Origin of the sequence: Arenimonas sp., from assembly GCF_044353605.1 — a bacterium.
GTDB lineage: Bacteria > Pseudomonadota > Gammaproteobacteria > Xanthomonadales > Xanthomonadaceae > Arenimonas.
In genome coordinates, this window is the sequence record NZ_JBILBO010000018.1 from 1 (window position 1) to 21,412 (window position 21,412).

Sequence of the window (21,412 nt, forward strand, 5' to 3'; positions counted from 1 at the left end):
CGTAGAAAGCCGTGATTTTGTTGGCTTTGAACAGGGCAGCGATGCCGCCGGTGAACTGCTTAACAATCTTGTCCTTGCGGCCGACCATGGTGGCAACGTCGATTTTGGCGTTGTCGGCACTGATGCCATGTTCGCCGAACAGGTGCTGCATGTTCCAGAACTGGCGTGAAGAATCCAGCAGAGCTTTGGACGGTATGCAACCGACGCGCAGACAGGTCCCGCCGAGAGCAGGCTGCCCGTCCTTACCCAAGGCTGCATCGATGCAGGCGGTTTTCAGGCCGAGCTGCGCGGCACGGATGGCCGCATGATAACCGGCCGGACCGGCACCAATCACCACGACATCAAATTCATTACTCATGATTCATTCGCCTTGAGAGGAATTACAGACCAAGCAGCATGCGGTGCGGGTTTTCCAGTTGGTTCTTGATGTCGACCAGGAACAGAACCGCATCCTTCCCATCAATAATTCGGTGATCGTAGCTCAGCGCGATGTACATCATCGGGGCAATCACCACCTGGCCGTTTTCAGCGATGGGACGTTCCTTGATGGCATGCATGCCAAGGATGGCCGACTGCGGCGGATTGACGATCGGGGTCGACATCAGCGAGCCGAAGGTGCCGCCGTTGGTGATGGTGAACGTTCCGCCCTGCAGATCTTCCAGTTTCAGGCCGCCTTCGCGGGCTTGCTTTGCATATCCGGCGATGGCCGCTTCGATATCGGCGAAGCTCATGTTTTCGACATTGCGAAGGACCGGGGTGACCAGGCCTTTTTCGGTGGCCACGGCGATCGAGATGTCGGCGTAGCCGTGATAGATCACGTCATTGCCGTCGACCGAGGCGTTGACGATACCGTGTTTGGCCAGCGCATTGGCGGCGGCCTTGGCGAAGAAGCTCATGAAGCCGAGCTTGATGCCGTGGGTCTTCTCGAACGGTTCGCCCAGTTCCTTGCGCATGGCCATCACTTTCGACAGATTGACTTCGTTGAACGAGGTCAGCATGGCGATGGAGTTCTTGGACTGCATCATGCGTTCGGCGATCCGCTGGCGGATGCGGGTCATCGGCACGCGCTGTTCGGGGCGTGCGCCGCCGCCGGAGGTCACGTGCTTGACCAGGTCTTCCTTGGTAACACGGCCTGCGCGGCCGGTGCCGGCGACATCGGCCGGATTGACGTCATTGCGCGCGGCGTAATTGGCGGCGCCAGGTGGCAGTGCGCTTGTATCGACTTTTGCGGACGGCGTTGCTCCGGCGGCAGGTATCGCTGCTGCCGGGGCCGGCGCAGCGGCAACGGCGCCTTCTTCGATCACGGCAATGACCTGAGCACTGGTGACGGTGGCGCCGATTTCGAATTTGATCTCTTTAAGGACGCCGTCGACCGGTGAGGGCACTTCCAGCACGACCTTGTCGGTCTCCAGGTCGATCAGGTTTTCATCACGGCGCACAGTGTCACCAACTTTCTTGTGCCAAGTGGCGATGATGGCATCGGAAACGGATTCGGGCAGGACGGGGACTTTGACTTCAATGCTCATGACTGTGGCCTTTTCGGTTACTCATGGGTGAAATCGCTCTTGCCCGGATTGGTCAGGGCGTCGGCGATCAATTGGTTTTGTTCAGCGATGTGGGTGTTGGCATGGCCGCACGCCGGGGCGGCGGAACGGGCACGTCCGGCATAGTGCAGTTGTTTGCCATCCGCAAGACAGCTGCGCAGGTGATGCTGGATCTGATACCACGCGCCTTGGTTCTGCGGTTCTTCCTGACACCAGAAAACATCTTTGGCGTTCTTGTATCGGGCCAGTTCCGTCTTCAAGGCTTCACGTGGGAAGGGATAGACCTGTTCGATACGGACGATGGCGACGTTTTCGAGTTTCTTTTCGCCGGCCGATTCGACCAGATCATAATAGACTTTACCGGCACAGACCACGACGCGTGACACCTTGTCGGGCTGTTTGGCAGTGCTGTCCGCTATCAATTCCTGGAACGATCCGTTGACCAGATCGTCCATGCGCGATACGGAAAGCTTGTGGCGCAGCATTGATTTCGGCGTCATAACCACCAGCGGTTTGCGGGTCGCACGCAGCATCTGGCGGCGCAGCATATGGAACATCTGCGCTGGTGTGGTCGGGGTGCAAACCTGGATGTTATTCAGTGCGCATAGCTGAAGGAAGCGCTCCAGACGTGCCGAGCTGTGCTCCGGCCCTTGGCCTTCATAGCCATGAGGCAGAAACAGTACCAGGCCGCACAGACGATCCCATTTTGCTTCGCCGGAGGTAATGAACTGGTCGATGACGACTTGCGCGCCGTTGGCGAAATCACCGAACTGGCCTTCCCAGATATTCAGGGTCATCGGCTCGGCGGTTGAATAGCCGTATTCGAAAGCCATGACTGCTTCTTCCGAGAGCAGCGAATCGATGATGACGGCATGACTGGGGTGTTTCACGAATTGCTGCAACGGCATGTAGGAATCGCCGTTGTTTTGGTCGTGAAGCACCGCATGGCGGTGGAAGAAGGTGCCGCGGCCGGCATCCTGGCCGACCAGACGCAGGCGATAGCCCTCGGTCAGCAGAGTGGCGTACGCGAGATTTTCGGCAAAACCCCAGTCCATATCGAGCTCGCCGGCAAGCATCTTGCGGCGGTCTTCGTAGATCTTCGCTACCCGGGCGTGTGGCTTGAAGCCATCCGGCACCGCACTGATTTTCTTCGCGAGGCTCTCAAGTGAAAACTGAGCAAGACCTGTTTTCACCGGCTGTGCCAATTTTCCATTCAGCCATGGCGTCCAATCGACGGCGAATTCGTCCTTGCGGGATTCGGCAACGTCCGTGGTCACTTCGCCTTTGTCGAGTTTTCCGCGGAAACCGTCCACGAGGGCCTTTGCATCGGCTTCGGCGATCACGCCGGAACCGATCAGTTGCTCGGCATAAAGCTCACGGGTGGTTTTGCGGGAACGGATGTTCTGATACATCAATGGCTGGGTTGCCGCTGGTTCATCGGCTTCATTGTGGCCATGGCGGCGGTAGCAGACCAGGTCAATGACCACGTCACGGCCGAATTTGCGGCGGTATTCGAAGGCCAGTTCCGCACAGAACACCACGGCTTCCGGGTCGTCACCGTTGACGTGGAATACCGGCGCTCCGACGATTTTTGCCGGGTCGGTGCAGTAAAGGGTCGAGCGTGCATCATCGGGACGCGAGGTCGTAAATCCGACTTGGTTATTGATGACGATGTGGACGGTGCCGCCCACGGCAAAGCCGCGGGCCTGCGACATCTGGAACAGTTCCATCACCACGCCCTGGCCGGCAAAGGCGGCATCGCCGTGAATGACGATGGGAAGCACCTGCGCACGGCTGTCGTCCTGACGGCGCATCTGGCGTGCACGCACGCTACCGGCAACAACCGGCGCCACGATTTCCAGATGCGAAGGATTGAATGCCAAGGCCAGATGGACCGGGCCGCCCGGTGAATTGACATCGGCCGAGAAGCCCATGTGGTACTTGACGTCTCCCGAGTGTTCCGGGGTATCGGGATGATCGAAGCGGCCTTCGAATTCCGCGAACAGCTTCTGCGGCGGCTTGCCGAGGGTATTGACCAGTACATTGAGGCGGCCGCGATGGGCCATGCCGATGATGGCGTCCTTGATCCCGTGTTTGCCGCCGTGCTGGATCAGTTGATCCATCAACGGGATGAGTGATTCACCGCCTTCCAGTGAGAAGCGCTTCTGGCCGACATACTTGGTGTGCAGATAGCGTTCCAGGCCTTCGGAGGCGGTGAGGCGTTCGAGGATGCGCTTGCGCTGTTCGGGCGACGCCTGCAGACGGCTCTGAACCGATTCCAGACGCTGCTGGATCCACTGGCGCTGGTCGGCATCGCTGATGTGCATGAACTCGGCGCCGATCGGGCCGGAGTAGGTATTCTTCAGGCGATCCAACAGATCGGCCAGTTTCATTTTTTCCGGGCCGAAATAGGTCTTGACCGGAAACTCTGTTTGTAAATCGGCGTTGGTCAGGCCGTGATGGCCGATGTCCAGATCGGGTGCGCTCGGCTTTTCCATCATCGCCAGAGGATCGAGGTCGGCATTCAGATGACCGCGCGAACGGAAAGCGGTGACCAGCTTGCCGACAGCGGTTTGTTTGCGCGCCATTTCCTCGTCGCCGCCGCCTGTGGCGTAGCGTGCTGAGCGGGCTTGGGCTTGAACCGAGGCAAGTACCGCGGAATGCGGCACATCACCAGCACCTTGGAAGCCGTCAAAATAAGTCTTCCAGGGAGATGGAATGCTGGCCGGATCAACCAAATAGTTTTCGTAGAGATCTTCGATGAATGCGGCATTGCCGCCGGAAAGCTGCGAGGACTTGAGGAATTGTTTGATCAAACTTTCCACGGAATCGCCTTATTGAAGGTTGCTTGGGTCGGCCGTCCGGCCACGCGCGGGTTACAGACCCAAATTATAACCGAGTCTGCCCAATCTGAACAAATTGTTTCAGGCATTCAATCAGTTGCCGTGACTTGTTAAGTCCAGAGTCATGGTCTGGTGCGGAATGCCGGCCTCGTTATAAATATCACCCTCAGCCATGAAGCCATGTTTGAGGTAAAACCCGATGGCTTCGACCTGCGCGTGCAGACTCACCGACGGCCAGCCGGCTGCTTGTGCTAGCCCAATTAAATGGTGTAGCAGGCCATCGCCAACGCCTTTGCCTCGCCATTCGGCCAAAACAGCCATGCGGCCGATGGTGCGCATGGGGGTCAGTCGGCCGGTACCGATGGGTCTTTCATTGGCATCCAGAGCCAATACATGGCGGCATTCGGGGTCGAGTGCGTCCCACTCGAGCGCCAGCGGCACCTGCTGTTCAAGCACAAAGACCGGTTCGCGAACGGCCCTTAACTTCGCGATATCCCGTGCATAGTCGGCATCGATGATTCGAAACGCGTTTTGGATCATTCCGCTTCGGCCAGCTGGTAGACGCCTTGTCCGTAAAGTGCCTCGATGGCACATTGCGCCATTTTTCCGAGGCGGTTGAAATCGGCAATATCCAGCATCGGCTGTCGACACAGCACGGCTGCCTCGCTGGGAGCCATCGGGTGACTTTCACCCGTCACGTAAAGCAGGGCTTGCTTGCCATCCCGGCACCAGGCAAAACGGGCGAAGGGATGACGGATCAGGCAATGACCGGCCGCCATGGCCTCCAGGGCTGATGGCCACGGTGTCTGGCTTGGCCCAGCCTGGACCTCGCCGGATGCGCGATAGCGGGTAATGAATTGGCCGAACCAGCGCCGGCGTTCGGCGGCATCGGCCTGCTGCCAGACCGCCAACGCGGCATCCACGCGCGCAAAGGCCTGATCATCGATTTCGTAAGGGTCTTCGGGAACCGTCAAGTCCGGATCCTCATAGCGTTGGTATTCCGGAAGTTTCTGTGCAAGATCTTCGGCGAAATCCACCAGCATCTCCGCGCTGGAGGGAGCTCGCATACCGACGGAAAAGGTCATGCAGTGGTCAACGGCGACGCCATGATGCGCATATCCCGGTGGCAGATACAAGACATCGCCCGGGGCAAGGTCCCAGTTGTGGTCGGCCTTGAATTCCTGCAGTAGCTTCAGTTCCGAATCGGGGCGGAATGCCGGCTCGTGGCGGGGTTCGGCTTCAATCTGCCAGTTACGATGGCCCATGGCCTGAACCAGAAAGACGTCGTATTGGTCGATGTGGGGACCCACAGAGCCGCCTTCGACGGCAAAGCTGATCATCACATCGTCCACGCGCCAGCGGGGCAAAAAGGAAAACGGCACCAGCAGTTCGGCGACATCGGCATCCCATTTGTCCATGTCCTGAACCAGCAAGGTCCAATCGTGGTGGCCGAGTTTGGGGAAATCGCTTTCCGCGAAGGGTCCCGTACGGAGGCTCCAGGTATCCTTTTTGCGCTGATAGGTGACCACACGCGCCAGAGGGCCGTCTTCGCAGGCCAGGCCGGCCAAGTCTTCCGGACTCAAGGGCGGCGTGAAGCCCGGAAACGCCTGCCGGATCAGCAGGGGTTTTTTCTGCCAGTATTCTTCCAGAAAACGCTCAACCGGCATTCCCAGGAAGTGCTGCAAAGATCCGGTGCTTTCAATCATGATCAGACCTTGCGGATGGCCTTGGCCAATGTTTCGGCGTGCCCGATATAGCTGCCGGGAGTCAATGCGAGCAGCTCCTGTTTGGCCGAGTCCGGCAAAGCCAGCGATGCAATGAAATCATGCATGCTGGCTTCCGTGATGCCTTGGCCGCGGGTCAGCGCTTTTAACTGCTCGTAGGGATTCGGCAAACCGTAGCGGCGCATCACGGTCTGTACCGGTTCCGCCAGCACTTCCCAGGCGCTATCCAGGTCTTCCTGAAGGCGTTGCGGGTTGGTTTCCAGTTTGCCGAGTCCTTTGCCAAGGGAGTCGAGCGCAATCAAGGTATGCCCGAAGCCGGTACCGAGCGCTCGCAGGACGGTTGAATCGGTCAAATCGCGCTGCCAGCGACTGATTGGCAGTTTTTCCGCGAAATGGCCGAGCAGACTGTTGGCGATGCCGAAATTACCTTCGGCATTTTCGAAATCGATTGGATTGACCTTGTGTGGCATGGTCGAGGAGCCGACTTCACCGGCTTTCAGTTGTTGCTTGAAGTAGCCTAACGAGATGTATCCCCAGATGTCGCGGCAAAGATCGATGCCGATGGTGTTGATCCGACGCATGGCATCGCAGAGCTCGGCAATGGCATCGTGCGGTTCGATTTGTGTGGTGTAAGGATTGAACTCCAGACCAAGGTCCGTCACGAAACGATCGGCGAATCCGGGCCAGTCGACTTCCGGATAAGCCACGGCGTGGGCATTGTAATTGCCGACCGCGCCGTTGATCTTGCCGGGCATCCGGATATCCCGCAGTTGCACCACCTGACGGTTGATCCGGGCCAATACATTCGCTATTTCCTTGCCCAGCGTGGTCGGCGAGGCGGTCTGGCCATGGGTGCGCGACAACATCGGTTGGGCGGCTTGGGCATGACTAATCGCGAGCAGGGCATCCTGCAGACGGCCAAGAGCCGGCAACAGGACGGCGTCGCGCCCCTGTTGCAGCATCAGGCTGTAACTGAGGTTGTTGATGTCTTCCGAGGTGCAGGCGAAATGGGTGAATTCCTTGGCTTGGGCCAAATCCGGGCGGCTTTCCAGTTTTTCCTTGATGAAATACTCGACGGCTTTGACATCATGGTTGGTGGTGCGTTCAATGGTCTTGACGCGTTCGGCATCGGCTAAGCTGAAACCGGCGGCGATGCCGCGCAGGAAGAAGGTCTGGTCGGTATTGAATTCAGGCAGTTCGGCGATACCCGGCTCGGCGGCCAGGGCAATCAGCCATTCGATTTCCACATGAACCCGTGTTTTGATGAGGCCGAACTCGGAAAAGACCGGACGCAGGGCATCGACCTTGCCCGCGTAGCGGCCATCGGTCGGGGAAAGGGCGAGCAGGGTATGTTCGGTCATGATCGGAAAGCCAGAAAAGGTGGATGTAACGGGCGGGGCAAGAGGTCTCTGCCGGGCGCTGTTTGAAGTCAATTGTACCGTGAAAAGGCGTTATCATCGAGGTTGGAACCTATAAGGAGCGCGCTCATGAGCCTGAAATTCCGCGTGGAGCTGGACAGTTTCGGCGAACTGCTGGTGCCCTTCCATGCGCTTTACGGGGTCCAGACCCAGCGGGCAGTGCAAAATTTCGCCATCTCAGGTCTGCGCATGCCTCCCGAATTCATTCAGGCCATGGCACTGATCAAGGCCGCCGCTGCTGAAGCGAACAGCGCGTTGGGTCATCTTCCTGCAAAACGAGCCAAAGCCATTGCCCGGGCCGCCAATGCCATCGCTTCCGGCGAATATGCCGACCAGTTTCCGGTGGATGTGTTTCAGACCGGCTCCGGTACCTCGACCAACATGAATCTCAATGAGGTCATCAGTGCCCTGGCCAAACGGCAGTCCGGAGTGACGGCGCATCCGAACGATGACGTCAATCACGGACAAAGTTCCAACGATGTGGTGCCGAGCAGCAGCCTTCTGGCTTCGTGTCTGGTGTTGCAGCGGGTGTTATTGCCGTCCTTGAAACAGCTTCGGATAAGTATCGCCAAAAAAGCACGGCAAGGACGTGGTCTGATCAAAACCGGTCGAACCCATTTGATGGATGCGATGCCGATTACCGTGGAGCAGGAATGGTCTGCGTGGCTGGCTCAACTGGACTCAGCCACGGCCCGCCTTCAGGACACCGGCAAGCGCCTGTTGGCCTTGCCACTGGGCGGTACGGCGGTCGGTACTGGCGTCAATGCGGATGCCAAAATGACGGTTTTAGCCTGTCGACATCTCAGTAAGGCCACCGGTCTCAGCATCCGTCCGGCCGGAAATAAATTCGAATCCATGGCCGCCCAGGATCACTTGGTCGAGCTCTCCGGTCAGTGCAATGCGCTGGCGGTGACTCTGATGAAAATCGCCAATGATCTGCGCTGGATGAACTCCGGCCCGTTGACTGGGCTGGCGGAGGCGGAATTGCCGGCCTTGCAGGCAGGCAGCTCAATCATGCCGGGCAAGGTCAATCCGGTGATTCCGGAAGCGGTGGCCATGGTATGCGCGCAGGTCATGGGAAATCATGCCACGATTTCAATTGCCGGCCAAAGTGGCAGTTTCCAACTCAACACCATGATGCCGGTGATTGCCTACAACAGCATCCAGAATCTGAATCTTCTGGCCTCGGCCTGCGGCCATCTTGCCGAAAAAGCCATTGATGGTTTGAAGTTCAACAAGACGCGTATGCAGGAAGGTCTGGCCCGCAACCCGATGCTGGCGACTGCTCTGAATCCGGTCATTGGCTATGAAAAAGCGGCCCAGATCGCCAAACGCGCCTACGCCGAAAAACGCCCAGTCCTCGATGTCGCTGCCGAAATGACGGATTTGAGTTTGGCTGAATTGAAGGCCTTGCTCGATCCGACACGTTTGACCAGCCAATAGGCGTTCCAAAGCAAGAAAAACCCCGGCAAGCCGGGGTTTTTTAGAACGAATTATTTCTTCGGTGGTGCTGGCGGTTCCGCCGGGGCTGGTGGCGGTTCCGGCGGCGGTGGCGGCGGGTTGCCCACGCTCAGGTTGGTATCGGAGCCTGAGTGCACATGGCAACCATCATTGTGTTTTTCGACCGTCATCGGTTCAGGTGTGAACAACGGTACCGCCGTAGCCAATTTTTCCTGGACGGATTTGAGTTCGAGCGCGCTGTCGCAAAGCCGGGCGGCTGCAGCCTCGATATTGCCGGCCTTGGCTTCTACCGACTTTTCGATTTCAGCCTCGTTCTTGCCGCTCATGATGCCGCCGATAGCGCTACCAATGGCCTGCGTGGCGAGTTTGGCGCTTTCCTTGCCGATTTCCAAGCCCTGCATCGCGATTTTCTTGGTGGCGGCGTAGTACTGTTTGGTGAGTTCGCGTTGTTCCGCACTCAAGGTTACCGCTTTCCCGGAAATGCTGAGATCGCCATTGGCGTTGATGGTCGCCTTGCTGCCGTCCTGCATCATGACGGTGATATCGGTCAGGTCGGCTTTGGCATCGGCAATGGCCTTGTTCATATCGGTTTCGATGTCTTTGGCGACATCGGCTTTGATGTTTTCGACGGTCTGCGCGGTGTTGTCGGCATTGCAGGCGGCGAGCAATGCGGTCAGCAGTGCCAAAGGAATATAGCGGATGGGTTTCATGGTCGGGTCTGTCCTCTAAAGTTCCGGTAAAGCCGGTACGGAATATCCGTACCGGCAGATAACATCTTAGCCTTCGTCGCGGTACCGGCGCATTCTGATCGCTCCGGCCAGGAAAGCCAGTCCGACGACGACACCGATCCAGAGATCCGAGGTGCCCAGCAGGCTGTAGGTATTGGCGAGCAGCACGCTGACGGCATTGTCCGGATTGATGTCGGCATTGTATTCCGCGACATGGCCGAGCCAGGATCCGGGAAACACGCTGCCCAGACCGCGGGCCACAATGATTTTCCAGTAGCTCTCCAGCACGAAGGGAGAGCCGGCAAGGGCGTTCACCCAAGTCAGGATGACGCCACCGACCACCGGGACACCGACTGCCCACAGGAAGGGTTTGGTCTTGGCCCAGCTGGACACGAACATCAGGTAGCCGACGGTCGGCAGGGCCCACAGAACATAAACCGGGATGAAGCTGACAATCTGCGCAATGACCAGATAGAAGTTGGCATCGCCCAGCACCAGGCCGAACAGATTCAGGCCGTGAAACGCCGCCAGCACCATCAGGGTGAACAGGACCACCAGGGACAGCGCCAGAGCGAAAGCAATGGCAATGATCGGACCGACCACCAGAGCCGTCAGAGCCTTGGAAACCACAGTGTCGCGGTCGGAAACCGGCAGCGATTTCCAGAACAGGATGCTCCGGTCCTTGCGTTCGTCATACAGACAGCCGAGGCAGTAGAAGAACACCACGAAGCCGAGGGTGAACATCAGCGGCATGGCCACGGCCGGATAACCGACAGCCAGGCCTTTGGCGAAATCGATCTTCTGCGGATCGGAGATGTCGTTGAGGGCCTGCTGCAGGTTGATGGCGGCATTGTTGCCATCCAGATGGAAGCTGCCCTGGCTACCTGCCACGGTTGCAAACAACATGGAACCGATGGTCAGCAGAGCCAGAAGCCCGGAAACCACCACCGGCGCCCAGAAGAAGCCGCCTTTGTGTTCCCAGTACTCGCGTTTCAAAAGCCATTTCATCGTGTTCATGCGTAGGTTCCTTTCATGGTGGCGACAAACAGATCGGCGATACCCGGCGTTTTCATGTCGCCCAGCGACGCCAGGGTGGAGCGGTTGATGCCGTCGAACAGGAAAACGGTCTTGCCGAACACCGATCGTTCATCAATCGGGCCCAGAGCCTTGGCAGCGGCGTAATGTTCAGAACCGACCATCACTTCGGTAAAGCGTTCGGCGATTTCATCCATGCTGGTGTTCAGCGTGATCTTGCCTTCGCGGATGAAGATCAGATCACTGAGGATGTGTTCAATTTCCTCGACCTGGTGGGTAGTGACGATGATGGTCTTGCCTTCATCGAAGTATTCTTCCAGAAGATTTTGGTAGAACTGTTTGCGGTAGAGGATGTCCAGGCCCAAGGTCGGCTCGTCCAGCACCAGCAGCTTGGCATCGATCGACATGACAATGGCCAGATGCAGCTGTACGATCATGCCTTTCGACATTTCCTTGACCTTCATGGTCGGCTTCAGCTTGGTTTTGGCCAGATAGGCATCGGCCTTGCTGCGGTCGAATTTGGGATGGGTTCCCGCCACGAAATCGAGGGCATCGCGGACGCGCATCCAGCGGGGAAGCACAGCCACGTCGGCGATGAAGCAGACTTCTTTCATCAGGTCATCGCGTTGGGTCCGCGGATCGAAACCGAGCACCTTCAGTTCGCCCTCGAAGGGAATCAGGCCGAGCGCGGCTTTCAGCGTGGTGGTTTTGCCGGAACCGTTCGGGCCGATCAGGCCGACGATGCGGCCGGGCTGGATTTCCAGGTTGACTCGGTCGACTGCGGCCTGTTTGCCGTAATGTTTGCTCAGCGCGGTAGCGTGAAGGACGCTGCTCATGCTTGTTCTCCCTTGTTGGATGCGAATAAATGTTCGGGCTGCAGGCCTAGACGACGGATGCGGGCGACGATCAGCGGCCATTCGTGCTGCAGGAAGCGCTGTTTTTCGCTCGACAGCAGCTGGTCTTTGGCGTTCTCACTCATATACATGCCGAGGCCGCGGCGCTTTTCAACCACATTTTCATCGGCCAGTTCCTGGAACGCGCGGGATACAGTGATTGGATTGAGCTGGTATTCGGCGGCAATCTGCCGGACCGAGGGCAGGGCATCGCCGGGCTTGATGTCGCCGTCCAGCATCATGCCGACCAGTTTGTCTTTCAGTTGGCGGTAGATCGGGCTGTTGTCGCTCCATTGAATGCTCATTAGCGGGCTCCTGTCGGCAGTTTGGATTTGCCGAATGAGAAATACGGGCTGCTGAAAGCGCGTTTGGCTTTCTTGGCACTCGGGCTCTTGCCGGCGTTGGCATTGTCCTGAACCGTGGTATTGGTGGTGGTCGCGGCGAAGCCGGTGGTGGCGGCAGCGTTGGCCGGGGCCTCACCGCCCAGGTAGCCCGCAGACAACAGCAGGCCCGAAAGTGTTAGGCTGATTGCTGTGTTTTTCAGTGAAAGTGCCATGGGGAACTCCGGTGGTGTATGCGTTAGGTGTTGTAGGTAACTATAACAGTATATTTTTTGCTGTCAACAAGAAATTCATCCGATGCTTGCTAGGCTCTTCATATTCCATTCAGGAATAACATCATGGGGTACGATTATGAAAATGAAATCAATAAGATATGCTGTTTTAGGGTTATTCCTTACGTCATCCATAGCGGCTGCAAAAACCGATGTTTTATCCCATCAGTACCGGACTTTAGCCGGGAAAGAGCAGGTCAATTTCAAGAAAACCTACTCAGGTAAGGTGCTTCTGGTCGTGAATACAGCCAGCAAATGTGGCTACACCCCCCAGTTCGAGGCGCTTGAAGCCCTGAATGCCAAATATCAAAGCAAGGGTTTTGCGGTAGTGGGATTCCCATCCAATGATTTCATGGGTCAGGATCCAGGCAGCGAAAAGGAAATCAAGGAATTCTGTACGCTCACTTATGGCGTCAAGTTCCCGATGTACGAGAAAGTGCACGTGAAAGGCAATAACGCCACCGGCATTTACCGTGATTTCAAAGCGGTGACAGGCGATGAACCGGGCTGGAATTTCCACAAATTCCTCATTGACCGCAAAGGCAATGTCATCGGAAGCTTCCCAAGCAAGGTCAAGCCGGACGATGCCCAGATCATTGCCAAAATCGAAGCGGCCCTGGCAGCCAAGTAATCCCTGAAAGTTTCGTTTGCCCTGAGCCGCTTTTGCTAGGACAATAGTGGCTTCTCAACGTGGAGTAGATTTCCGATGAAGTTCAAGCAACCCGTAGCCCTTGCGCTGGCCGGTGCCCTGATGTGCGTCAGCCTGTCCGCATGCAGCAAAGACGAAAAAGGGGCCGAAGGTGCCGATAAGTCCGCCGACGCCATTACCAGCACCGCCAGTGGTTCCGAAACCGTGAAAGGCCTGTCCGGAATGAACACCGAACGCAAACAGGTCAGCTACATGATCGGCATGGACATCGCCAAGTCGCTCAAAGAGATTGAACAGGAAATCGACGTCGACATGCTGACCAAAGGCATGCGCGACCAGCTGGCCGATAAGCCCTTGGTCAGCGAAGCACAGCACACGCAGATCCGCGAGGCCTTCAGCGTCAAACTGCAGGCGCACGCCGAAAAGGTCGCGGCTGAGCTGCCGAAGAAGAATCTTGAAGCCGGCAAGGCCTTCCTGGCCAAGAACAAAGGTGCTCCGGGCGTGCTGACCACGGCCAGCGGACTGCAGTATCAGGTGCTGCGTCAGGGCTCCGGTGCCAAACCGGCCACTGACGATGCCATGGTGAAAGTGCACTACAAGGGAACCTTGATTGACGGTACGCCGTTTGACAGCTCCTACGAGCGCAATGAGCCCGCGCAATTCTCGCTGGCCGAAGTTGTGCCGGGTTGGGCGGAAGGCGTCAAGCTGATGTCGGTCGGCAGCAAATACAAACTCTGGATTCCAAGTGAATTGGGTTGGGGTGAAACCGGAAGTCCGCCCGTCATCGGTCCGAATGCCGCCGTAGTGTTCGAAGTCGAGCTTCTCGAAACCAAACCGCGTCCGGCGGGTGAAGCCCCGCAGATGCCAGCCGGCCAGTAATCCGGGACGGTATAGGCCAAGGATGTCTGCATGAAAGTCACTGTCTTCGGTACCGGATATGTCGGTTTGGTTACGGGCACCTGTTTGGCCGAAATGGGCAATCAGGTGGTCTGTGTCGATATCGACAGCGCCAAAGTCGAGGGCCTCAATAAGGGCCAGATTCCGATTTTCGAACCGGGTCTGACCCCGATGGTGGTGCAGAACCACCAGGAAGGACGCCTGCAGTTCACCACCGATGCCGCGACCGCAGTCGCTCATGGCGATATCATCTTCATTGCCGTCGGTACGCCGCCGGATGAAGATGGCAGCGCCGATCTGCAGTACGTCCTGGCTGTAGCTGATACCATCGGCCAGCATCTCACGCGTTACGCTGTTGTCGTCAACAAATCGACGGTTCCTGTCGGTACGGCAGACCGTGTCGAGGCAACTATCGCCGCCGCATTGACTGCCCGTAGCGCGGATATGCCCTACGATGTCGTGTCTAATCCGGAGTTCCTGAAGGAGGGTGATGCCGTCAAGGACTGCATGCGCCCAGATCGGATTGTCATCGGATCCAAGTCGGTCAAGGCCCTCGATCTGCTCAAGAAACTCTACGCGCCGTTCAACCGCAATCATGATCGCATCGTTGCCATGGATGTGCGCTCGGCCGAACTGACTAAGTACGCGGCCAATGCCATACTTGCCACCAAGATCAGCTTCATGAATGAGATGGCCAATATCGCCGAACGCGTCGGTGCCGACATCGAAATGGTGCGCCATGGCATCGGTTCCGATCCCCGCATCGGTTACAGCTTCATCTATCCCGGTGCCGGCTATGGCGGTTCCTGTTTTCCCAAGGATGTGCAGGCGCTCGAACGTACTGCCCGCCAGTATGGATACGAAGCCCAGATACTGTCAGCCGTTGAATCCGTCAACGACCGTCAGAAAGATAAACTGTTCGAGCTGATCAGCCGTCACTTCGAGGGTGAGCTGCAGGGCAAAACCTTCGCGGTCTGGGGATTGTCCTTCAAACCAAACACCGATGACATGCGTGCTGCGTCCAGTCGAAACCTGTTGGCCAGCCTGTGGAATGCCGGCGCCAAAGTCCAGGCCTTTGATCCGGAAGCAATGCACGAAGCCGAACGAATTTTCGGTCTGCGCGATGACCTCATTCTGGTCGGAACCGCCAATGCCGCTCTGCAGAATGCCGATGCGCTGGTTGTGGTCACCGAATGGAAGAATTTCCGCAGTCCTGATTTCACCCAGCTCAAACAGCAGCTGTCGGCGGCCGTTGTGTTCGATGGACGCAACATCTATGATCCCGAAACCGTCGAGCAGGCCGGCGTCGCCTATTACGGTATTGGCCGCGGTCGCAGCATCACCCGGAATTCCTGATCATGTCCGGTAGTCCCGAAGAGCGTATCGCCGAGTTGGAAATGCGTGTCAGTTTCCAGGAGCATGCGCTCGGTGAGCTCAGCGATGCTCTTGCTCAATCGCGGATGGAAGTTTACCGGCAGTCCGAGCAGTTACGGCGCGCAATGGATGAGCTCAAAGCCATGCGTAGCCAGGTACCCGGTGATTCCGGAAACGAACCGCCACCTCCGCATTACTGAGCTGATGAGTCACTCCCTCAAAGACCAATTGCTTGGCCTCGGATTCAAGCCGGTGCCGAAACCTGAACGCAAGCCTGATCCTCCGGCGCGATCGCCATCAAAGCCAGTACATCCCAAAGCATCAGGTCGTGTTAAGCATACGGCCAAGCCAAGGCCTGCAAAATCTCAGGAAGAAATTGATCTTGCCAAAGCCTTCGCACTGCGAACGCAGCATGAGAAACGCGAGCGTGAACTGGCCGAACAGGCAAAGCAGGCGGCAGCACTTCAAAAGAAAATTTCCAAGGAGCAGGTTGGAAAACTCCTTGAAGGAGGCATTCTGAACATTGAAGAGGCCGATATCGCCCGTCATTTTTCCTACGGTGGCAAGATCAAACGCATTTACGTCACCGCCACGCAACTGGCGGCATTGAATGCCGGAGAGCTGGGCGTGGTGCAGTTCAATGGCCGCTATTGCCTGACATCATGCCAGATCACCCTTGCAGTTCGCGATTTGCTGCCGTCATTGGTCGCCCTTTATTGTGACGGCAACGAGGAGAGTCTTCCGGACGGTTACGATGATCCGAAATTCCAGGTTCCCGACGACCTGATCTGGTAGTCAGTCCGGATCGTAATCCAGATTTGCCGCAAGATATCTTTCTGCCTGAGCCAGAGTTATTCCTCTACGCATGGCGTAATCGGCGATTTGGTCACGGCCGATCCTGCCGACTACGAAATACTGGCTTCTTGGATGTGCGAAATAATACCCGCTGACTGCGGATGCCGGATGCATGGCGAAGTTTTCGGTTAAGTGAAGATCAATCGCGTTTTCGGCGCCGAGCAGATTGAACAGGCTGCGTTTTTCACTGTGATCGGGACAGGCCGGATATCCCGGTGCTGGCCGGATGCCTTCATAGCGTTCCTCAATGAGTGCCTCATGGTCCAATGCTTCCTCGCCGGCGTATGGCCAGAACTCGGTGCGGACCTTACGGTGCAACCATTCGGTGCAGGCCTCGGCAAATCGGTCGGCCAGGGCTTTCAGCAGAATCGCGGAATAATCATCATGTGCCTGCTCGAAGGCATGCGCGCGTGCATCTACTCCCTCGCCGCAGTTGACCGCGAATGCCCCCAGATAATCCAAAGATGGCGAGATGAAGTCAGCGAGACACAGGTTCGGCCGCGATTCCGGCTTCTGAGCCTGCTGGCGGAGGAAATGCAAACGACATTCGCCCGAAACTGTTTCCAGCAGGATGTCTTCGCCCTGGCTGTGTGCAGGCCAGAAACCTACAACAGCACGTGCGCGTAGCCATTTTTCCGACACGATCTGCGCCAGCATATGCTGTGCATCCGCAAACAGCGCGCGAGCCTGTGTCCCGACCACGGTATCGTCCAGAATGGCGGGATATTTTCCCGATAGCTCCCAGCTCTGGAAGAAGGGTGTCCAATCAAAGTAGGGCGTCAAGGCCTCCAGCGGGATGTCATTCAGCGTGTGGGTGCCAATGAATTGCGGCGCTGTGAATCTGTGCGCGTTCCAATCGATGTGCAGGGCATTGGACCGTGCAGATTCGAGCGTGACGAGCGCCTTGGCATCCGATTTCTGGGAATGCCTTAGACGGATCTGCGCATAATCCTCGGCGACTTCCTGCAGTTGCGCCTGGTTCTGCTCAGGTGCGCAGACGGCAGCGGCGATGCCAACGGCCCGTGAGGCATCCTTGACCCAGACAACAGGCTGATCATGGTGGGGTGCGATTTTAAGCGCAGTATGCGCCCGCGAGGTGGTGGCGCCGCCGATGAGAAGGGGCAGGGCAATGCCCTGGCGTTTCATTTCCTTGGCGATGTGGGTCATTTCTTCCAAAGATGGCGTAATCAGGCCGGACAGACCGATGGCGACCGCCTGGTGCTCAATGGCGGCATCGATGATGGTCTGTGCCGGTACCATCACGCCAAGATCGATGATTTCAAAATTATTGCAGGCGAGCACCACGCCGACGATGTTCTTGCCGATATCGTGGACGTCCCCTTTGACCGTGGCCATGATGATACGGCCATTGGAGCTGCTCGTGTCCCCGGTTTCCTTGAGTGCTTCGATGTACGGCAGCAGTAACGCGACCGATTTCTTCATTACCCGTGCCGATTTTATGACCTGGGGCAGAAACATCTTTCCGGAACCGAAAAGATCACCGACCGTATTCATGCCGCGCATCAGGTGCTGCTCGATCACATCCAGAGGATGTGAGGCGGCCAATCGGGCCTCCTCGGTATCAATACCGACGAATGCATCGATACCATGCACCAGTGCATGCGCCAACCGGTCCGCGACTGGCCAACTGCGCCATGCCAGCAACGCAGGGTCATCTTCGGTGCGGGTCGATTGAAAAGCAGCGGCACGCGCCATGACCTTTTCGGTCGCCTCGGGGTCCTTGTTCAATACCAATGCTTCCACCAGAGAGCGCAACTCCGGATCCAGGTCGTCATAGAGTGGCATGGCACCGGCATTGACGATGCCCATGTCGAGACCGGCTCGGATGGCGTGATACAGGAAGACGGCATGTATCGCTTCACGCAATGGTGTGTTGCCGCGGAAACTGAAGCTGACATTGGATACGCCGCCGGATACGTGCGAAAGCGGGAACCGCCGCCGAAGTTCGGTAGCCGCGCCGATGAAAGCAGCGGCATAACTGTCATGCTCGCTAATACCGGTACCGATGGCGAAGATATTCGGATCGAAGATGATGTCTTCGGGAGGAAAGCCGAGCTTTCCGGTCAGCAACTCATAGGCACGGCTGCAGATGGCGACTTTTCGTTCCAAGGTTTCAGCCTGGCCGGCCTCATCAAAGGCCATGATGACCACGGCAGCGCCATGGCGGCGGACCAAATCGGCCTGACGGAGGAATTCCGCTTCCCCTTCTTTCAATGAAATTGAATTGACAACGCTCTTGCCCTGCACCCATTTCAGACCGGATTCGATGACCGACCACTTCGAGGAGTCGATCATTACCGGAACTCGGGCGATGTCCGGTTCGGATGCGACCAGACGCAGGAAATGGCTCATCGCCGCCTCCGAGTCAAGCATGCCGTCATCCATGTTGATGTCGATGATCTGCGCGCCGTTGTCGACCTGTTGTTTGGCGACCGACAGGGCTTTGTCGTAATCCTGCTGCACCACCAGTTTTTTGAATTGCGCTGAACCGGTGACATTGGTCCGTTCCCCGACATTGACGAAATTGATGTTGGGGCTGATGACGAAGGGTTGCAGACCGGAAAGCCGGGTCTGTGCCGGAAGCACGGGAATGGCGCGCGGACTGGCGCCGGCAACGGCAGCCGCGATGGCCCGGATGTGGTCAGGCGTGGTGCCGCAGCATCCGCCGACGATGTTGAGCAGGCCTGAATGCGCGAACTCGCGCAATTGCTCCGCCATCTGCTCTGGGCTTTCGTCGTAGCCGCCAAAAGCGTTTGGCAGACCGGCATTGGGATGGCAGGAGATATAGGTGTCGGCACACTCGCTGAGCACATCCAGATGGGCGCGCAGGTCTTTGGCGCCGAGCGCACAGTTCAGACCGATGGCCATCGGTTTGGCATGCCGCAGCGAATACCAGAAGGCCTCCGCGGTCTGGCCGGAGAGGGTACGCCCTGATCTGTCGGTGATTGTGCCCGAAATCATCAACGGCAAACGCCATCCACGTTCGAGAAAAACCTCATCTATGGCATAAACGGCAGCTTTGGCGTTCAGGGTGTCGAAAACCGTTTCCACCATAAGGACATCGGCACCCCCGTCAAGCAGGCCGTTGGTGGCTTCCCGGTAATGGCTGCAAAGGGTGTCGAAATCGGTGTTGCGGAAGGCAGGGTCGTTGACATCCGGGCTGATGGATGCGGTGCGCGAAGTCGGGCCCAGGATGCCGATGACAAACCGGGGACGGTCCGGCGTTTCTGCAGTCATGGCATCGCAGGCTTCCCGTGCCAGATGTGCCGAGACCCGGTTCAATTCATAGGCAAGATGTTCGAGACGGTAATCCGACTGCGAGCTTTGTGTGGCATTGAAGGTGTTGGTCTCGATCAGGTCGGCACCGGCGAGCAGGTATTGCCGGTGAATCCCTGATATCACATCCGGACGGGTAATTGACAGCAGGTCATTGTTGCCTTTCAGATCTTTTCCACACCCGCAGCCGGCATGGTGGTCGTGGTCTGCGGAATGCAGGGCATCGAGGCCGTCCTTGAAGCGTTCGCCGCGGTAATCGGCCTCTTCCAGACCGAGCGTCTGAATCATGGTGCCCATGGCGCCATCCAGAATCAGGATGCGCCGGGCCAGTGCGTTTTCAAGTGCGGCGGCACGCGCCGGGTCTTTCCAGGGCAACATCAGGGTTTCACCGCCAGCAGCATAACGATTTCGAAATGCGGCGCCCGGCGTTCCCGGCTGACGATTTCACAGTGTTTCAGCTTTAATCCAGCTTTTTCGGCGAACCGGATCAATTCTTTCTGGCTGAAACCGAGGTTTTCATGGCCGTAGGGTTCGACGGCGCTGCGATGGCCGTGCTTGAGCAGGCAGCTGAGCAGTAACTCGCCGCCAGAACGAAGCACTCGCGCGGCTTCTTCGATCGCCAGCGCCGGTTTCTTCGAATAGCTCAGGGCATGCATCATCAGTACCAGGTCGAATTGCGGCCCTTCAAACGGCAGCGCGTGCATATCCGCGTTCTGTACGGACACCGAAGGCCATTTTTTCAGGCGCTCGGCCGCTGCAAAAACCACTTTCGGACTGGAATCGATGCAGACATAGCGCCTCGCATAGGGGGCGAACAGCTCGGCCAGAACACCGTCTCCCGAGGCAATGTCGAGCACCTCGCCGGGGTCGATCAAGGGCAAGGCGGTGCGTGCCAGTGCTTCCCAGGTGCGCCCTGGGGAGTAATGTCGCTCCATGTCGCCGGCAACCGTATCCGGCCAGTTTTCATCATCAGCGCGTTGGGCAAGCACGACGCTCAGACGGTCGAAATCCTGACGCAGCAAGGGGTCATCGGTACCCGCCCGCAACGATTGCCACAGTCCGATTTCAGCTGGATCCAGATCCTTGTCGTTGAATCGGTAATAGGCGCTGACGCCCGAACGTCGATCCCTGACCAGATCGAATTCCTTGAGTTTGGCCAGATGCGTGGAAACGCGTGGTTGTGCCAAACCCGTAATGGCGGAAAGTTCAGCCACGGTGAGCTCTTCATGCTCGAGAAGGGCAAGTAGCCGGACCCGCGTTGGGTCGGCGAGGACTTTGAGGCATTGCGACCAGGATTCGAGATTCATGGCATATATCCTTATATCAGGATATAAAGATATATTTTTTTGACGGACATGGCAATACATACGTATGCGCTAAGGGGGTAAAATAGCGAATCGCAAATTTTTCCTGCTGAGGATGATATGGATTTTGGCTTCACCGATGAGCAATTGATGATCCGGGACGTGGCACGTCGTATCGCACAGGAGAAGATCGCCCCGAGTGCCGAACATTTCGACCGGACCGGTGAATTCCCGCTGGAAAACATCCAATTGCTGGGTGAAAACGGACTGATGGGTATCGAAGTTCCCGAATCCTACGGCGGTGCCGGCATGGACCCGATCAGCTATGTTTTGGCCATGATCGAAATTGCCGCCGGTGACTGTGCCCATTCCACTATCGTTTCGGTCAACAATTCGCTGTTCTGTAATGGCATTCTCAAGTTCGGTACAGAAGAGCAGAAGCAGCTTTATGTTCGCGCCATTGCTGAAGGACGTGAGATCGGGGCATTTGCCCTGACCGAACCGCAGTCCGGTTCGGATGCCACTGCAATGCGTTGCCGTGCGGTTAAGCAGGATGATGGACGGTTCGTCATCAACGGCAAGAAGAGCTGGATCACCTCCGGACCGGTTGCCAAATACATCGTGCTCTTTGCCGTGACTGATCCGGACAAGGGCGCCAAGGGCATCACCGCGTTCATGATCGATACCGCCAAGTCCGGCTTTTTCCGGGGCAAGACCGAGCCCAAGCTCGGCATCCGTGCTTCGGCCACATGTGAAATCGAATTTCAGGATTATGTC

The 21,412-nt window shown here is 57.4% G+C and carries 20 protein-coding genes; 7 read left to right on the forward strand and 13 right to left on the reverse strand.

What is annotated here, in order from left to right; translation table 11 throughout:
• From ACIQ1A_RS08650 to purB, 6 genes are all read right to left on the reverse strand, one after another.
• Positions 1-358, reverse strand: a 358-nt coding sequence (locus ACIQ1A_RS08650; RefSeq protein ID WP_395770669.1) for an FAD-dependent oxidoreductase, incomplete at its 3' end; no start/stop codon positions are given.
• 22 nt (positions 359-380) lie between these two features.
• Positions 381-1,526, reverse strand: a complete 1,146-nt coding sequence (gene sucB, locus ACIQ1A_RS08655; protein WP_395770670.1) for a dihydrolipoyllysine-residue succinyltransferase — start codon at positions 1,524-1,526, stop codon at positions 381-383.
• Between the two features lie 17 nt (positions 1,527-1,543).
• Positions 1,544-4,369: a 2-oxoglutarate dehydrogenase E1 component gene (locus ACIQ1A_RS08660; RefSeq protein WP_395770671.1), complete on the reverse strand. Its 2,826-nt coding sequence runs from the start codon at positions 4,367-4,369 to the stop codon at positions 1,544-1,546.
• A gap of 111 nt (positions 4,370-4,480) precedes the next feature.
• On the reverse strand, positions 4,481-4,927 hold the full coding sequence (locus ACIQ1A_RS08665; protein ID WP_395770672.1) for a GNAT family N-acetyltransferase: 447 nt from the start codon (positions 4,925-4,927) through the stop codon (positions 4,481-4,483).
• Positions 4,924-6,093 (reverse strand): JmjC domain-containing protein, encoded by a 1,170-nt coding sequence (locus tag ACIQ1A_RS08670; RefSeq protein WP_395770673.1) that lies wholly within the window; start codon positions 6,091-6,093, stop codon positions 4,924-4,926. Before ACIQ1A_RS08670 ends, ACIQ1A_RS08665 begins: the two co-directional genes overlap by 4 nt.
• A 2-nt stretch (positions 6,094-6,095) precedes the next feature.
• Complete coding sequence (gene purB, locus ACIQ1A_RS08675; RefSeq protein ID WP_395770674.1) at positions 6,096-7,472, reverse strand: adenylosuccinate lyase; 1,377 nt, start codon at positions 7,470-7,472, stop codon at positions 6,096-6,098.
• A gap of 126 nt (positions 7,473-7,598) precedes the next feature.
• Between purB and ACIQ1A_RS08680 the strand changes: the two genes are divergently transcribed.
• Positions 7,599-8,972, forward strand: coding sequence for a class II fumarate hydratase (locus ACIQ1A_RS08680; RefSeq protein WP_395770675.1), 1,374 nt, complete (start codon positions 7,599-7,601; stop codon positions 8,970-8,972).
• A gap of 50 nt (positions 8,973-9,022) precedes the next feature.
• Here ACIQ1A_RS08680 and ACIQ1A_RS08685 read toward each other — a convergent pair whose 3' ends face one another.
• The 5 genes from ACIQ1A_RS08685 to ACIQ1A_RS08705 form a co-directional block, all read right to left on the reverse strand.
• Complete coding sequence (locus ACIQ1A_RS08685; protein ID WP_395770676.1) at positions 9,023-9,700, reverse strand: DUF2884 family protein; 678 nt, start codon at positions 9,698-9,700, stop codon at positions 9,023-9,025.
• 66 nt (positions 9,701-9,766) lie between these two features.
• On the reverse strand, positions 9,767-10,735 hold the full coding sequence (locus tag ACIQ1A_RS08690; protein ID WP_395770677.1) for a hypothetical protein: 969 nt from the start codon (positions 10,733-10,735) through the stop codon (positions 9,767-9,769).
• Complete coding sequence (locus tag ACIQ1A_RS08695) at positions 10,732-11,589, reverse strand: ABC transporter ATP-binding protein (protein ID WP_395770678.1); 858 nt, start codon at positions 11,587-11,589, stop codon at positions 10,732-10,734. The genes ACIQ1A_RS08690 and ACIQ1A_RS08695 overlap by 4 nt, the downstream gene beginning before the upstream one ends.
• Positions 11,586-11,951, reverse strand: a complete 366-nt coding sequence (locus ACIQ1A_RS08700) for a GntR family transcriptional regulator (protein ID WP_395770679.1) — start codon at positions 11,949-11,951, stop codon at positions 11,586-11,588. The genes ACIQ1A_RS08695 and ACIQ1A_RS08700 overlap by 4 nt, the downstream gene beginning before the upstream one ends.
• On the reverse strand, positions 11,951-12,202 hold the full coding sequence (locus ACIQ1A_RS08705) for a hypothetical protein (RefSeq protein WP_395770680.1): 252 nt from the start codon (positions 12,200-12,202) through the stop codon (positions 11,951-11,953). The genes ACIQ1A_RS08700 and ACIQ1A_RS08705 overlap by 1 nt, the downstream gene beginning before the upstream one ends.
• A 136-nt stretch (positions 12,203-12,338) precedes the next feature.
• Here ACIQ1A_RS08705 and ACIQ1A_RS08710 point away from each other — a divergent pair, with 136 nt between their 5' ends.
• The 5 genes from ACIQ1A_RS08710 (at position 12,339) to ACIQ1A_RS08730 (ending at position 15,974) form a co-directional block, all read left to right on the forward strand.
• Positions 12,339-12,890, forward strand: coding sequence for a glutathione peroxidase (locus ACIQ1A_RS08710; protein WP_395770688.1), 552 nt, complete (start codon positions 12,339-12,341; stop codon positions 12,888-12,890).
• Between the two features lie 75 nt (positions 12,891-12,965).
• Positions 12,966-13,787 (forward strand): FKBP-type peptidyl-prolyl cis-trans isomerase, encoded by an 822-nt coding sequence (locus ACIQ1A_RS08715; protein WP_395770681.1) that lies wholly within the window; start codon positions 12,966-12,968, stop codon positions 13,785-13,787.
• Between the two features lie 30 nt (positions 13,788-13,817).
• Positions 13,818-15,161 carry a UDP-glucose dehydrogenase family protein gene (locus ACIQ1A_RS08720; protein ID WP_395770682.1) on the forward strand — a complete coding sequence of 448 codons (1,344 nt, stop codon included), beginning with the start codon at positions 13,818-13,820 and terminating at the stop codon, positions 15,159-15,161.
• A gap of 2 nt (positions 15,162-15,163) precedes the next feature.
• The gene (locus ACIQ1A_RS08725; RefSeq protein WP_395770683.1) at positions 15,164-15,379 is read left to right on the forward strand and encodes a SlyX family protein; all 216 of its coding nucleotides are present in this window, start codon (positions 15,164-15,166) and stop codon (positions 15,377-15,379) included.
• 4 nt (positions 15,380-15,383) lie between these two features.
• Entirely contained in the window at positions 15,384-15,974 is a 591-nt protein-coding gene (locus ACIQ1A_RS08730; RefSeq protein ID WP_395770684.1) for a DUF2058 domain-containing protein, read from the forward strand.
• Here the strand turns inward: ACIQ1A_RS08730 and metH are convergent, their stop codons facing one another.
• Positions 15,975-19,709: a methionine synthase gene (metH, locus tag ACIQ1A_RS08735; RefSeq protein ID WP_395770685.1), complete on the reverse strand. Its 3,735-nt coding sequence runs from the start codon at positions 19,707-19,709 to the stop codon at positions 15,975-15,977.
• Positions 19,709-20,638: a metalloregulator ArsR/SmtB family transcription factor gene (locus tag ACIQ1A_RS08740; protein WP_395770686.1), complete on the reverse strand. Its 930-nt coding sequence runs from the start codon at positions 20,636-20,638 to the stop codon at positions 19,709-19,711. Before ACIQ1A_RS08740 ends, metH begins: the two co-directional genes overlap by 1 nt.
• Positions 20,639-20,755: 117 nt before the next feature.
• On the opposite strand from ACIQ1A_RS08740, the gene ACIQ1A_RS08745 reads away from it, so the two are divergent.
• On the forward strand, positions 20,756-21,412 hold a 657-nt coding region (locus ACIQ1A_RS08745), incomplete at its 3' end, for an acyl-CoA dehydrogenase family protein (RefSeq protein WP_395770687.1).

Coding starts and splice junctions, on each gene's coding strand:
- sucB (WP_395770670.1), bottom strand. CDS start 1,526: ATGAGCATTGAAGTCAAAGTCCCCGTCCTGCCCGAATCCGTTTCCGAT.
- ACIQ1A_RS08665 (WP_395770672.1), bottom strand. CDS start 4,927: ATGATCCAAAACGCGTTTCGAATCATCGATGCCGACTATGCACGGGAT.
- ACIQ1A_RS08670 (WP_395770673.1), bottom strand. CDS start 6,093: ATGATTGAAAGCACCGGATCTTTGCAGCACTTCCTGGGAATGCCGGTT.
- purB (WP_395770674.1), bottom strand. CDS start 7,472: ATGACCGAACATACCCTGCTCGCCCTTTCCCCGACCGATGGCCGCTAC.
- ACIQ1A_RS08680 (WP_395770675.1), top strand. CDS start 7,599: ATGAGCCTGAAATTCCGCGTGGAGCTGGACAGTTTCGGCGAACTGCTG.
- ACIQ1A_RS08685 (WP_395770676.1), bottom strand. CDS start 9,700: ATGAAACCCATCCGCTATATTCCTTTGGCACTGCTGACCGCATTGCTC.
- ACIQ1A_RS08690 (WP_395770677.1), bottom strand. CDS start 10,735: ATGAACACGATGAAATGGCTTTTGAAACGCGAGTACTGGGAACACAAA.
- ACIQ1A_RS08695 (WP_395770678.1), bottom strand. CDS start 11,589: ATGAGCAGCGTCCTTCACGCTACCGCGCTGAGCAAACATTACGGCAAA.
- ACIQ1A_RS08700 (WP_395770679.1), bottom strand. CDS start 11,951: ATGAGCATTCAATGGAGCGACAACAGCCCGATCTACCGCCAACTGAAA.
- ACIQ1A_RS08705 (WP_395770680.1), bottom strand. CDS start 12,202: ATGGCACTTTCACTGAAAAACACAGCAATCAGCCTAACACTTTCGGGC.
- ACIQ1A_RS08710 (WP_395770688.1), top strand. CDS start 12,339: ATGAAAATGAAATCAATAAGATATGCTGTTTTAGGGTTATTCCTTACG.
- ACIQ1A_RS08715 (WP_395770681.1), top strand. CDS start 12,966: ATGAAGTTCAAGCAACCCGTAGCCCTTGCGCTGGCCGGTGCCCTGATG.
- ACIQ1A_RS08720 (WP_395770682.1), top strand. CDS start 13,818: ATGAAAGTCACTGTCTTCGGTACCGGATATGTCGGTTTGGTTACGGGC.
- ACIQ1A_RS08725 (WP_395770683.1), top strand. CDS start 15,164: ATGTCCGGTAGTCCCGAAGAGCGTATCGCCGAGTTGGAAATGCGTGTC.
- ACIQ1A_RS08730 (WP_395770684.1), top strand. CDS start 15,384: ATGAGTCACTCCCTCAAAGACCAATTGCTTGGCCTCGGATTCAAGCCG.
- metH (WP_395770685.1), bottom strand. CDS start 19,709: ATGTTGCCCTGGAAAGACCCGGCGCGTGCCGCCGCACTTGAAAACGCA.
- ACIQ1A_RS08740 (WP_395770686.1), bottom strand. CDS start 20,638: ATGAATCTCGAATCCTGGTCGCAATGCCTCAAAGTCCTCGCCGACCCA.